Genomic DNA, 12,971 nt, shown 5'->3' on the forward strand with positions numbered 1-12,971 from the left:
TCAAGCCCGGCCATGACGGCAAATGGATCACGCCGCGCCGGCGCGCAACAGGTCGTGTACGTGAATGATGCCGATCGGCTTGCCGGACTCGACCACGAACAGCGCTGTCACCTTGGTCGTATTCAGGATGTCCAGCGTCTCGCTGATCAACTGGTCGGGCTTCACCGATTTCGGCGATTTGGTCATGACGGCGTCGACCGTTACCTCGAGCAGGTCGGGCCGCATGTGACGGCGCAAGTCGCCGTCGGTGATGACGCCGACGAGTTTGTTCTGCGCATCGACGATGCCGACGCAGCCGAAGCCCTTCGCCGTCATATGCACCAGCGCGTCCGACATCCGGGTGCCGAGCGGCTTGAGCGGCACGGCGTCGCCCGCATGCATGAACTCGCCGACGGTCTTGAGCAGTGCGCCGAGTTTGCCGCCGGGATGCAACAGGCCGAAGTCGAGCGCGGTGAAGCCGCGGCTTTCCAGTAGCGCGATCGCCAGCGCGTCGCCGAGCGCGAGCTGCATTAGCGCGGACGTCGTCGGCGCAAGGTTATGCGGGCAGGCCTCACGCGCCTGCGGCAGGATGAGCGCGACATCCGCGGCCTTCGCCAGCGTCGACTCGGGCGCGGCCGTCATGGCGATGAGGCCGATGTCGTGGCGCCGCGAATAATCGATGAGGTTCTTCAGTTCGGCGGTCTCGCCGGACCACGACAGCGCGAGGATGACGTCGCCCTTGGCGATCATGCCCATGTCGCCGTGGCTGGCTTCGGCCGGATGCACGAAGGAGGCCGGCGTGCCGGTCGAGGCGAAGGTCGAGGCGATCTTGGTGCCGACGTGACCCGATTTGCCCATGCCGGAGACGATGACGCGGCCGCTCGCGCCACGGATCAGGTCGACGGCGGCGGCGAAAGGCGCGCCGAGGCCGTCGCGCAGGCTCACGGTGAGAGCGGAGATGCCGGTGCCCTCGGCGTCGAGCGTCCGCAGCGCGCTATCAATGGCGGCCTGCGCCTGTTCGCTTCGCATCGGGGCGGATTGGGGTTTGGCCATATCGGACGGCTTCCTTGACTTAGGCAACTCTACTAGCACCAAACCCGTCCCGCGTCAGGACAGGCGAGCTAATGCGTTAACGCGATTGGGTTTTTCCCGCCAGAGCGGCGCGGATAGCGGCCAGCACGCTATCCACAGCCACGCCCGCGGTGGAGCGGTGGGCTACCGCCTCGTTGCCGATCTCGCGGGCGCGGAGGCGGGCTTCCTCGTCGCCAGGCGGTTCCAGAATGGCGGACACCGGATTGAGCGGCTTCCAGTGCCAGGGGCTGGTGGGGCCGAAAATCGCGACCGTCGGCGTGCCGAGGGCGGCCGAGACGTGCATCAGGCCGGAATCGTTGGTCACCGAGACATCGGCGGCGGCCAGCGCCAGGATGGCGTTGCGCAGGTCGGTGCCGGTCAGGTCGCGGGCGCCCGGGCCGGCGGTCTCGACGATCAGGCGCGCGGTTTCGGCTTCGGCCGGCCCGCCGAGCACCCAGACTGCCGCGCCCTCAGCGGTTAGAGCCTTGGCCAGTGCCGCGTAGTGCTCGGGCGGCCAGGCCTTGCCGGCGCCGACCGCGCCGGGCGACAGGGTGACAATTGGGCGGCGCTCATGGCCCAAGCCGCGCATCTCCTGCCAGCGGGCAAGCTCGTCGGCCGGTACTTTCAGCTCGGGCAGCGGCCATTCGGGGGGCAGTTGCACGCCTTTGGGCAGGGCGAGAGCCCCCATCTGGTCGATCATGCGCGGCAGTTTGCGCTCGCCCCAGCGGATGTCGTTGAGCAGGCCGAAGCGGGCCTCGCCGGCAAAGCCGGTGCGGATCGGGATGCCCGCCAAAGCCGGGGCCAGCGCCGCCTTCCACTTGCGCGACATGATGAGCGCCTGGCCGTAGCCGGCCTCGCGCAGCCGGGCGGCGAGATCCTTCTGGATCGCCCAGCCGAGCTTTTTGCGCGGCTGATCCGAGATGACCGGCCGCCGGACCCCCGGCATGTAGTCGGCCAGCGGGCTACACAGGGTCGAGGACACCATGTCGACCGGCCGGTCTGGGGCCTCGGCCTTGAGCAGGCGGACCACCGAATGCACCCGCACGAAGTCGCCGATCCACACGAACGGGACGATCAGGACTGGACGGTTGGGCTGGTGGGGGTCGATGGTCATGCGCTGTGGCGTTAGCCCTCGCTCTATCGTCCTGTCCAGCCGCAATTTTTACCGTTTCCAGAGGCATTTGGACGAGGGATTTGCGCGCCGTCCCGGACTGGGGCAAAGGTTTCGGAAGGCGCCGGGCGCGCCGGTAAGGGCCGCTATGATTTTGGTGACCGGGGGAGCCGGCTTCATTGGATCGAACATCGTCGCCAGCCTCAACGAGGCGGGGCGGACGGATGTCGTCGTCAACGACCTGCTCGGCTCGGACGGCAAGTGGCGGAACCTCGCCAAGCGCCAGATCGCCGATTTCGTGCCGCCGGAGGACCTCGCCCGCTGGCTCGAGGGCCGTAAGCTCGAAGCCGTCATCCATATGGGCGCGATTTCGTCCACCACCGCCACCGACGGCGATGCGGTGATGGAGAACAATTTTCGTCTGTCCCTGCGCCTGCTCGACTGGTGCACCGAGACCGGCACGCCCTTCGTCTATGCTTCGTCGGCCGCGACCTATGGCGACCGCGACACCAATTTCGTCGACGATTGGTCGCTGGACGCGCTGCGCAAGCTACGGCCGATGAATCTCTACGGTTGGTCGAAGCATCTGTTCGACCTCGCTTTGGTCGATCGCTACGTGAAGAAGCAGAAGCTGCCGCCGACCTGGGTCGGCCTCAAGTTCTTCAATGTCTATGGCCCGAACGAGTATCACAAGGGCGCGATGGCGAGCGTGCTGTCGAAAGTGTTCGACGGCGCCAAGGCCGGTCAGCCGGTGAAACTGTTCAAGTCGCACCGCGCCGGCATTGCCGACGGCGATCAGCGCCGCGACTTCGTCTATGTCGACGACGTTGTCTCGGTGGTGCGATGGGCGATCAGCGGCGCGGCCCATAGCAACAACAAGAACGGCATCTACAATGTCGGCACCGGCCAGGCCGAAAGCTTCCGCGATATGATCGTTGCCATGTTCAAGGCGATGGGCGCCAAGCCGAACATCGAATACATCGACATGCCGGTCTCGATCCGCGATCAGTATCAGTATTTCACGCAGGCCGACGCCGGCAATCTGCGCCGCGCCGGTTACAATGCCGGCTTCACGCCGCTCGAGAAGGCAGTGGCGCAATACGTCACCGGCTATCTCGACAGCCAAGACAAGTATCGTTAGCGCGCATGATCCCGAAAAGTGGCCACCGGTTTTCGGACAAGATCATGCGTAGGAAATAAGTATGTTCGACTTCGACAAACACCTTTCCGGCCTGTCGCAGCAGACGGTGCTCTGCATCGGCGATCTGATGCTCGACGAATTCGTCTATGGCGATGTGTCGCGCATCTCGCCGGAGGCGCCGACGCCCGTGATCGCCGTCAAGCGCACCGAGGTGATGATCGGCGGCGCCGGCAATGTCGCGCGCAACCTGGTTGCGCTCGGCACGCGCTGCATCTTCATCGGCTTGGTCGGCGACGACGAAGCCGGCAAGGCGCTCACCGGCGCATTGTCGCTCCATCCGCTGATCGAGTTCTCGCTCGCCACCGATCCGCGGCGCATGACCACGCGCAAGGTGCGCTTCGTCTCCGAGCATCATTCGGCGCATCTGTTGCGTGCCGACTGGGAAATGGCGGCGCCGATCGAGCCCGCCGAAGAGGATGCACTGATCGGCTTTGCCATCGAGGCCATGCCGCGCGCCGGCGCCGTGGTGCTGTCCGACTATGCCAAGGGCGCATTGACGCCGCGCGTCGTGCGCGCCGTGATCGATGCCGCGAACAAGGCCGGCAAGCCGGTCATCGTCGATCCCAAGGGCCGCGACTATTCGATCTATCGCGGCGCGACTCTGATCACGCCGAACCGGCAGGAGCTGGCCGCCGCGACGGGCACTGCCGCGCGCAGCGACGACGAGGTCGCCGACGCGGCGCTCGGCCTCAAGAACGCGCTCGGCGCGCAGGCCGTGCTGGTGACGCGTAGCGAAGACGGCATGACTTTGGTCGGCGAGGGCGCGCCGATCCATGTGCCGTCTTACGCCGTGAAGGTGCGCGATGTGTCCGGCGCCGGCGACACGGTCGTCGCCGTGCTCGCCGCGATGCTGGCGATGAACGCCGACTTCGAAAGCGCGATGCGCGCCGCCAATGCCGCGGCCGCCGTTGTCGTCGGCAAGCGCGGCACCGCGACGCTTACTATTGATGAGCTGCGCCATCGCATCCTGCCGGAAGCTTCGCTCGCCTCCGAAGAGAAGATCGTCTTCGACTGGTCGCAGCTCGGCGAACATCTCGACGCGTGGCGCAAGATGGGTTTGCGCATCGGGTTCACCAACGGCGTTTTCGATCTGCTGCATCCCGGTCACGTCAAGCTGCTGGCGCAGGCGCGCGCGCAATGCGATCGCCTCGTCGTCGGACTCAATAGCGATGCCTCGGTGACTCGCCTGAAGGGCCCGACCCGTCCGGTGCAGAACGCGCAATCGCGCGCCGATGTGCTGGCCGCGCTCGAGGCCGTCGATCTCGTTGTCGTGTTCGAGCAGGATACGCCGCGTGAACTGATCGCTGAGGTGAAGCCGACCGTGCTGGTCAAGGGCAGCGATTACACGCGCGAGCAGGTCGTCGGCCACGATATCGTCGAGGCGCTCGGCGGCGTGGTGGTGCTGGTCGATCTGGTGCCGGGACAGTCCACGACCTCGATGGTCGAGCGCTCGCGCAACGGTAACCGCCGCTGAGGCGATGAAGGTGGAGCGGGCATGCCGCGCCTGTCGGTGATCGTGATCGCGAAGAACGAGGCCGCCAATATCGGCGCCTGCCTCGACAGCGTTGCGTTCGCCGACGAGCGCATTGTCGTGGTCGATGGCGGCAGCACCGATGGCACGGCGGAAATTGCGGAGGGTAAAGGCGCCCGAGTCGTATCCCGCACCTTCGATGGCTTCGGCGCTCAGAAGAACTTCGCGTTGTCGCAAGCCACCGGCGACTGGGTGTTCTCCATCGATGCCGACGAGCGCGTCACGCCGGCGCTGGCCACCGAGATCGCGCAGGCGATGAATGAGGCGAAGGCCGACGGCTATGAGATGCCGCGGCTGTCGAGCTTCTGTGGTCGGCAGATGCGCCACTCCGGCTGGTATCCGGATTACGTGCTGCGCTTGTTCAGGCGTGGCAAGGCGCGTTTTTCCGACGACCGCGTCCACGAACGCATCATCTGCGATGGTCCAGTGGCGCGGCTGAAAAACGATTTGTTGCATGCGCCGGTGCTGCGGCTCGAGGATGCGCTGTCGCGCATGGATCGCTATTCTACGGCCAACGCCGCGATGACGGTGGCGCACGGCAAGCGCGTGAGCTTCTCCAGTGGTATCACCCACGGCCTGTGGAGCTTCTTCCGCACATACATTTTGCGCGGCGGCTTTCTCGACGGCCGCGAGGGCTTCCTGCTCGCGGTCGCCAATGCCGAGGGTACTTATTATCGCTACATGAAAGCCTGGCTGGCGGGGCGCAACCGGTGAACGGGCTGATCTCGGTCATCGTCACGACCTATAACCGCGAGGATGCGCTCGCCGCGGTGCTGCGCTCGCTGGCGCATCAGACCGACAGGGATTTCGAAGTCATTGTTGCCGATGATGGCTCGCGGCCGGCGACCGGTGACCTCGTCGATGACTGGAAGGCGAAGGTCGGCCACCGGGTCGAGCATGTGTGGCACGAGGACAAGGGCTTTCGTGCCGGCGAAATTCGCAACCGCGCCGTACTCGCGTCGCGCGGCGACTACATCGTTTTCCTCGATGGCGATTGCATCGTGCGGCCGGATTTTATCGCGCAGCACCGCAAGCTCGCTGAGCCGAGAGCCTTCGTCACGGGTAATCGCATCCTCTTGTCGCCGGCATTGACCGAACGCGTGCTGCGCGAGGGCTTGGAGCCGGAGCGCTGGAGCTTCGGCCAGTTTCTCGCCGAGCGCTTTCGCGGCGGCGTCAATCGTCTCTCGGCGCTGCTTCATCTGCCGCTCGGGCCGCTGCGCCGCCTCCGCGCCAGGGAGTGGAAGGGCGCTCGCTCCTGCAACCTCGCCATCTGGCGGCGTGACTTCGACACCGTCGATGGTTTCGATGCCGACTATGCCGGCTGGGGCAAGGAAGACTCTGATCTCATCGTCCGCCTTCTGCATGCCGGCGTCATGCGCAAGGACGGCAACTTCGCCACCGGCGTCGTTCATCTCTGGCACAAGGAAGCCGATCGTTCGGCGCTGTCCGAGAATGAGCGCAAGCTGGCTGAGTTGCTGGCGGGCCATGATGTCCGCGCCAAACGCGGGCTGTCGGCGTTGCGGGTGAAGGCCGTCGGCGAGATACCTGCGTCATGAACCGCATCGCATTGCCGGAGCGGCCGCGCATTCTGGTGGTCGCGTTGCGCCGCCTCGGCGATGTGTTGCTGACCACGCCGTTGATCGCCAGTCTGCGCAAGGCGTGGCCGGACGCGACCATCGAGGCACTGGTGTTTGCCGACACGGCCGGCATCCTCGCCGGCAATCCCGATCTCGACGGCATTGTCACGATGCCGCCGCGCCGATCCTTTACGCAAAGTCTCTCACTCGTGGCGAAGCTCTGGCGACGCTACGATCTCGCCATCTCGACACAATCGGGCGACCGCCCGGTGTTCTTTGCCTTTGTCGCCGGCGGCATCCGCATGGCTCCGGTGGAAGCGAAGAAGAACGGGGCTTTCAAGCGATTTCTGCTGCATAAATCAGTGCCAGTCGTCGCCGGCGTGCATCGCGTCGAGGACATGCTGCGGTTCGCCGATGCGCTCGGCATCGCGCGCGTGCCGCGGCTGGTGCCGCCGGCCGCCTTGCCGTTCGAAGGCAATCCGTCGGGCGATTATGCGGTCATCCATGCCGCGCCGATGTTTCGCTACAAGCAATGGACGGCGCAAGGCTGGCGCGACATTGCGGCGTCGCTCAAGGCGCGCGGCGTGACCGTGATCGCGACTGGCGGACCGGCGGCGCAGGAGCGCGCCTATCTCGACGATGTCTGGCGAGGCGCCGAGGTGACGCGCCTCGATGGCAAGCTCAACTGGGGGCAGCTCAGTGGTCTGCTCGCCGGTGCCAGGGTCTTCATCGGTCCCGATACATCGGTGACGCATCTCGCCGCCGCTTGCGGCTGCCCGACGGTGGCGCTGTTTGGGCCGACCGATCCGCGGCTGTGGGGGCCGTGGCCGGTCGGTGGCCTCAGCGCGCTATGGGCGGACACCGGCGCGGTGCAGCAGCGCGGCAATGTCTGGCTGGTGCAGCACGCCTTTCCCTGCACGCCGTGTCAGCTCGAAGGCTGCGAGCGCAGGCTTCAAAGCACCAGCGCCTGTCTCGATGCGTTGGCGCCGCAGCAGGTCATGGTTGCGATCGACGAGGCGCTGGGTTCACGCCGCTGACGGCCGGCCCTTGGCGAAGATGTAGAGCAGCCATGCGACCAACGCCGCACCGCCGGCCAGCGCAAACACCTGCACTGCAGGTCCGCTCCACAGAATGCTCGCCAGCGCCAGCAGGCCGAGCACGATATTGACGGCGAAGATGCGCGTGACGACCTGCATCACCGTGAAGCCATTCTGCGTGGCGCGCTGATAGAAATGCGTTCGGTGCGCGATCCAGATCTTTTTCGCCGCGCGACAGGCGAAAGGAACAGCGTGATGGTCGCGTCGGCGAGATAATAAAGCGGCAGCAGGATCGCGGCGGCGATGTGGCCGCGTCCGCCGAGCCCGATCAGCATCCAGGCGAGCAGCAGTCCGATCGCGAGGCTGCCGACATCGCCGAGAAACATCTTAGCCACCGGTCGGTTGAGCGGCGCGAAGCCGAGCATGGCGCCGCACAACACCAGCGCCACCGCAATCTCGGCTTCCGATGTCTGGTCGAAAGCGCTGATCACGACCAGGAATGCCGTGATCGGGATGGTCTCGGCCGCCGTGATCCAGTCGATGCCGTCCATGAAGTTGGTGAGATTGACGAACCACAGCGCGCCGATGCCGAGCAGCGCGCGCTCCGCCCAGAATGGAAGTATCGGCACGATCCGCATGCCGTCGGGCAATGCCATCAGGATCGCCGTGACGGCGGCGGCCTGCAGCAGCAGGCGCGGCAATACGCCGATCGGCGCGATGTCGTCGACCACACCGACGATGGCAATGCCAATGGTCGCACCGAGCACAATCCAGAGCGTGCGATCGCCAAGTCCTTCCATCATGAAGAAGATCGCAAGGACGGCGATCACCGTCGCGGCGACGACGCCGATGCCGGCGCCTTGCGGCGTCGGCGTCTTGTGAGAGGAGCGTGCGTTCGGCAGCGCCAGTGCGTAGCGCTGCAGGAGTGGATACAGCAGCCGCAGCAGCAGATGGCAGAGCACCGCCGTGGCAGCGATGATGCCGGCCGCGAGTCCGACGATCTGATACCACGCGACGAGGATCATCGCGGACGCTCCGCGGCGGATGAGGGCGCGCCGAGCAGCTTGTTATAGAGCGCGACGATCTCCCGGCCGATGCGGGCGCTGGAGAATTCCTCGACCGCCATGCGGCGGCTCTCGGCGGCAAAGCGTTGGCGCAAGGCGTCGTCCTTCATCAGTCGTTCAATGGCGTCGGCGAGCGCTGCGGCATTGTCGACCGGCACCAGCAGCGCATTGATATCCTGCCGCGCGATCTCGCGGCAGCCGGGGACGTCGGTGGCGATGAGGGCACGGCCACAGGCGGCGGCCTCAAGAAGGCTCTTCGGCAAGCCCTCGCGGCGCGATGGCAGCACGCCGACATGCGCCTGCGCCCAGACTGAGGCGATGCCGCTGACATGGCCCATGACGACGAGGTTGGGGCGGTGGCGCCAGGAGTCGATGACGCTTTCCGGGATCGAGGCCGGATTGGACGGGTCGGGCGTGCCGGCGAGCAGCAGGCGCACGGCGATGCCGCGTTCGGCGAGGATTTCATGCGCGCGCACCAGCGGCCGCACGCCTTTGTCGTCGAGCAGGCGGCCGACGAAGCCGACCGTGAACAGGCCATCGGGCTCGGGCAGGGGCCTCAGTTCATCGACGTCGATGCCGGAACCGGGGATGAGCGCGACCTTGTCCGCCGGGACGCCGAGGTTGAGCACGGCTTGGCGGTCGTCGGGATTTTGGACGAGAACGGCGGTCGCTGGGCGGTTGAGCAGGAAACGCAGTAGCGGCGCGGCGACGGCGCGGATGGCGCGGGCTTTGGCGGTATTGGAGGTGAAGGCAAAGCCGAGCCCGGCGAAGGCGTTGAGCTTGGCCATCGGCAGGCCAAGGGCAGCGATCGAGCCAAGGACGGACGGCACCAGGGCGACGTGGTGGACGAGATCGGGCTTGAGCCGGCGGTACAGCGCGCGGACCTCGCGGATGTTCGCGAGCAAGGTCAGCGGATTGAGGCTGCCACGCCGCCAGGCCACCGGATGCAGGGTGAAGCCTTCGGCGGCGATGGTCCCGCCGTGGCGGTCGACCCTCGTAGCGACATGGACGTCGAAGCCTACATCCAACGCCGCCCGCGCCATCGGCAACCGGTGCGAGACGAAATACCAGTCTTCGGAGACGAGATAGAGGATCGTTCGCGCCATCGACGGGCCGGTTTCTCGCTGCGTGAATACGGCGAAGCAATAGAACATCGGGCCCAAGATTGAAATCGGCTAAGGGGCGGGCGCCGTTGACGCGGCGCTGTGGATGCGGCAGGCACTAGCTGTCGGTAGTTTGACAGGACGACGCCTCAATGTGCGGCATTGCCGGCTTTTACGACCGGGTCCGGTCGGGCGATCTTGCGGCGCTGGAACGGCGCGCTCAGGCGATGGGCGACGCGATTGCCTATCGCGGCCCCGACAGTTGGGCGATCTGGTGCGACGCCGACGCAGGACTGGCCCTGGTGCACCGGCGTCTCGCTATCGTCGACCTGACGCCGACAGGTGCCCAGCCGATGATTTCGGCCGACGGCCGCTGGGTGATTTCCTACAACGGCGAGGTCTACAACCGCGATGCGGTCGCGCGTTGCCCGGAACTCGCCGGCTTTGCTTTCCGCGGCACCTCCGATACCGAGGTGATCCTCGAATCTATCGCCAAACGCGGCATCGACCGCACGCTGGCGGACATCAATGGCATGTTCGCCATCGCGCTATGGGATCGCTCGACCCGCACGCTCCATCTCATCCGCGACCGGCTCGGCATCAAGCCGATCTATTTTTCGGACGACGCGCGCGGCGTGGCCTTCGCATCGGAACTGAAGGCGCTGCGCGCGGCCGGCGTACCGCTCGAGACCGATCCGCAATCGGTGGCGAGCTTCCTGCGCTTTGCCTATGTGCCCGCGCCATATTCGATCTACCGCAATGTCTCGAAGGTCATGCCCGGCGAGATCGTTTCGATCGACGCCGCTGGCAAAGTGTCGCGCCGCATCTACTGGTCGCTGCGCGACCTTGCCGCGGCCGGCGTCGCCGCTCCGTTCGCTGGCTCGGATGCTGAGGCGGAAACCGAACTGCACGATCTGCTCGCCGACGCCGTCGCGGGACAGATGATGTCGGACGTGCCGCTCGGCGCCTTCCTTTCGGGCGGCATCGATTCATCGACGGTCGTGGCGCTGATGGTCGCGGCGGGGCGCGGCCGGGTGCGTACCTTCTCGATCGGGTTTTCCGATATCGGCTTCGATGAATCCCAGCACGCCCGCGCCGTGGCCGCGCATCTCAAGACCGACCATCGCGACATGATGGTGACCGGACAGGACGCGCTCGATGTCGTGCCGCAGCTCGCCGACATGTATGACGAGCCCTTCGCCGACTCCTCGCAGATCCCGACGCATCTGATTTCGAAGCTGACGCGCAAGCACGTGACCGTGGCGCTGACCGGCGACGGCGGCGACGAACTGTTCGCCGGCTATAACCGCTACAATCTGGGGCAGGGGCTTGCCGGCCATCTGTCGCGCTCGCCGCGCGCGCTGCGCCAGGCGGCGGGCGCCGTGCTCGATGCCATGCCCGATGCGCTGGTCGAAGCCGGCGTGTCGCTGCTGCCGGCGAAGGTGCGGCCGCCGCAGCCGGTCGACAAGCTCAAGAAGTTCGCCGCCGTGCTGCCGCTCGACAATGAGGAGGCCTATCGCGTCCTGGTCAGCCAGAACCGCGATCCGTCATCTTTGATGTCCGGCACGCCCGAGCATGACGTCGCCATGCCGAGCCTGCCGCCCTCGGCCGAAGACCGTTCGGTCGAGCGCCTGCAATTGTGCGACCAGTTGACCTTCCTGCCGGACGACATCTTGCACAAGGTCGATCGTGCTTCGATGGCGGTGTCGCTGGAGGTGCGGCCGCCGCTGCTCGATCATCGCGTCGTCGAATTCGCCTGGCGGCTGCCGCGCGCCATGCGGCTGCGCGGCGGCGACACCAAGTGGCTGCTGCGGCGGGTGCTCGACCGCTACGTGCCGCGTGCGCTGGTGGAGCGGCCGAAGATGGGCTTCGCCATTCCGCTCGCCGAGTGGCTGCGCGGTCCGCTGCGGCCCTGGGCCGAGGATCTGCTGGCGCCGTCGCGCCTTGGTGGCGGGCTGATCGATCCGGCGCCGGTGCAGGCGCTGTGGCAGGCGCACCTTTCGGGCCGGCGTAACTGGGCCTATGCCTTGTGGGCGATTCTGATGTACGAGGCGTGGCGCCGCCGCTGGGATGGGCTTTAGTGTCCACGCGCGGCGTTGAAAGGATCGATCTGTGGCGGCACTCGATAATCAACCTATCCTGGTCACCGGCGCCGCCGGTTTCATCGGCTTTCATGTCGCCACCGCGCTGCTGAAGGAAGGCCGCGTCGTCATCGGCGTCGATAACCTGACGCCGTATTACGACGTGAAGCTGAAAGAGGCTCGTCTCGCCGAACTCAGGAAGCACAACGGCTTCTCGTTCATCCGGCACGATCTCGCCGACCGCCAGGCGACCGCCGATCTATTCGCGCAATACAAATTCCCGCACGTCGTACATTTGGCCGCTCAGGCCGGGGTACGTCATTCGCTGGTCGATCCGCACGCTTATGTTGATTCAAACCTGATCGGCTTCGTCAATGTGCTGGAAGGTTGCCGTCATAACGATTGCCGGCATCTGCTCTATGCTTCGTCATCGTCGGTCTATGGCAGCAATACGCACATGCCGTTCTCGGTGCACGACAATGTCGACCATCCGCTCAGCCTCTATGGCGCCTCGAAAAAAGCCAATGAGCTGATGGCGCATTCCTATTCGCATCTGTTCAGGCTGCCGACGACCGGCTTGCGCTTCTTCACGGTGTACGGACCATGGGGCCGGCCGGATATGGCGATGTGGATCTTCGCCAGCGCCATTCTCGCCGGCAAGCCGATCAAGCTGTTCAACCACGGCAAGATGCGGCGCGACTTCACTTATGTCGATGACGTGGTCGAGTCGATCGTCCGCCTGGTGGGGCGGCCGGCGGCGAGCGACCCGAACTGGTCGGGCGACGAGCCCGATCCGGGTTCGAGCACTGCGCCGTGGCGCGTCTACAACATCGGCAACAACAATCCGGTTGATCTGCTCGACGTCGTCGAATTGCTGGAAAAATCGATCGGCAAGAAGGCGATCCGCGAGCTGGAGCCGATGCAGCCCGGCGACGTGCCGGCGACCTATGCCGATGTCGATGCGCTGATGAAGGAAGTCGACTTCAAGCCGTCGACGCCAATCGCCGAGGGCATTGCGCGCTTCATCGCCTGGTATCGTGCCTATCACGGCCTGACATAGCGTTCTCGCGGCGCCTGGTTTGCGGTGGAGCGCAGGCCGTCTGCGGCGCGGCGGCGCTGTAACGCATTGAATCAAAACGTGTTCACCGCATTTCACAGGTGCGGTCGCCAGCCTATATCCAGCGTGCTAGGGGGACGCGGGGTTCAAGAGTAAGGC

General features: G+C 65.8%; 12 protein-coding genes. 7 read left to right on the forward strand and 5 right to left on the reverse strand.

Annotation, left to right across the window (positions count from 1 at the left end; translation table 11 throughout):
* Nucleotides 1–27: 27 nt before the first annotated feature.
* Nucleotides 28–1,032, reverse strand: a complete 1,005-nt coding sequence (locus E8Q40_RS07860; protein ID WP_137043857.1) for an SIS domain-containing protein — start codon at nucleotides 1,030–1,032, stop codon at nucleotides 28–30.
* 76 nt (nucleotides 1,033–1,108) lie between these two features.
* A complete protein-coding gene (gene waaF, locus E8Q40_RS07865) occupies nucleotides 1,109–2,164 on the reverse strand; it encodes a lipopolysaccharide heptosyltransferase II (protein ID WP_137043858.1) in 1,056 nt (351 codons plus the stop codon).
* Nucleotides 2,165–2,309: 145 nt separating this feature from the next.
* On the opposite strand from waaF, the gene rfaD reads away from it, so the two are divergent.
* The 5 genes from rfaD (at nucleotide 2,310) to E8Q40_RS07890 (ending at nucleotide 7,507) form a co-directional block, all read left to right on the forward strand.
* Entirely contained in the window at nucleotides 2,310–3,302 is a 993-nt protein-coding gene (gene rfaD / locus E8Q40_RS07870; protein WP_137043859.1) for an ADP-glyceromanno-heptose 6-epimerase, read from the forward strand.
* A 61-nt stretch (nucleotides 3,303–3,363) separates the two neighbouring features.
* Nucleotides 3,364–4,836, forward strand: a complete 1,473-nt coding sequence (rfaE1, locus tag E8Q40_RS07875; RefSeq protein WP_137043860.1) for a D-glycero-beta-D-manno-heptose-7-phosphate kinase — start codon at nucleotides 3,364–3,366, stop codon at nucleotides 4,834–4,836.
* A gap of 21 nt (nucleotides 4,837–4,857) precedes the next feature.
* Nucleotides 4,858–5,607 carry a glycosyltransferase family 2 protein gene (locus E8Q40_RS07880; protein ID WP_137043861.1) on the forward strand — a complete coding sequence of 250 codons (750 nt, stop codon included), beginning with the start codon at nucleotides 4,858–4,860 and terminating at the stop codon, nucleotides 5,605–5,607.
* Nucleotides 5,604–6,449 carry a glycosyltransferase family 2 protein gene (locus E8Q40_RS07885; RefSeq protein ID WP_137043862.1) on the forward strand — a complete coding sequence of 282 codons (846 nt, stop codon included), beginning with the start codon at nucleotides 5,604–5,606 and terminating at the stop codon, nucleotides 6,447–6,449. Before E8Q40_RS07880 ends, E8Q40_RS07885 begins: the two co-directional genes overlap by 4 nt.
* Complete coding sequence (locus E8Q40_RS07890) at nucleotides 6,446–7,507, forward strand: glycosyltransferase family 9 protein (RefSeq protein ID WP_137043863.1); 1,062 nt, start codon at nucleotides 6,446–6,448, stop codon at nucleotides 7,505–7,507. Before E8Q40_RS07885 ends, E8Q40_RS07890 begins: the two co-directional genes overlap by 4 nt.
* Here the strand turns inward: E8Q40_RS07890 and E8Q40_RS22200 are convergent.
* From E8Q40_RS22200 to E8Q40_RS07900, 3 genes are read right to left on the reverse strand one after another with little or no spacing between them, the layout of a single operon-like run.
* Complete coding sequence (locus tag E8Q40_RS22200) at nucleotides 7,496–7,669, reverse strand: hypothetical protein (protein WP_246663032.1); 174 nt, start codon at nucleotides 7,667–7,669, stop codon at nucleotides 7,496–7,498. The genes E8Q40_RS07890 and E8Q40_RS22200 overlap by 12 nt on opposite strands.
* Nucleotides 7,666–8,532, reverse strand: a complete 867-nt coding sequence (locus E8Q40_RS07895; RefSeq protein WP_246663033.1) for a glycosyl transferase — start codon at nucleotides 8,530–8,532, stop codon at nucleotides 7,666–7,668. Before E8Q40_RS07895 ends, E8Q40_RS22200 begins: the two co-directional genes overlap by 4 nt.
* Complete coding sequence (locus tag E8Q40_RS07900) at nucleotides 8,529–9,677, reverse strand: glycosyltransferase family 4 protein (RefSeq protein ID WP_137043864.1); 1,149 nt, start codon at nucleotides 9,675–9,677, stop codon at nucleotides 8,529–8,531. Before E8Q40_RS07900 ends, E8Q40_RS07895 begins: the two co-directional genes overlap by 4 nt.
* Nucleotides 9,678–9,826: 149 nt before the next feature.
* Between E8Q40_RS07900 and asnB the strand changes: the two genes are divergently transcribed.
* Together asnB and E8Q40_RS07910 are read left to right on the forward strand one after the other, a co-directional pair.
* Nucleotides 9,827–11,755, forward strand: a complete 1,929-nt coding sequence (asnB, locus tag E8Q40_RS07905) for an asparagine synthase (glutamine-hydrolyzing) (RefSeq protein ID WP_137043865.1) — start codon at nucleotides 9,827–9,829, stop codon at nucleotides 11,753–11,755.
* Between the two features lie 31 nt (nucleotides 11,756–11,786).
* Entirely contained in the window at nucleotides 11,787–12,815 is a 1,029-nt protein-coding gene (locus E8Q40_RS07910; RefSeq protein WP_137043866.1) for an NAD-dependent epimerase, read from the forward strand.
* Nucleotides 12,816–12,971: the final 156 nt, after the last annotated feature.

The sequence above is a fragment of the Pseudolabrys sp. FHR47 genome, from assembly GCF_005153485.1.
In the GTDB taxonomy this organism is placed as follows: Bacteria; Pseudomonadota; Alphaproteobacteria; order Rhizobiales; family Xanthobacteraceae; genus Pseudolabrys.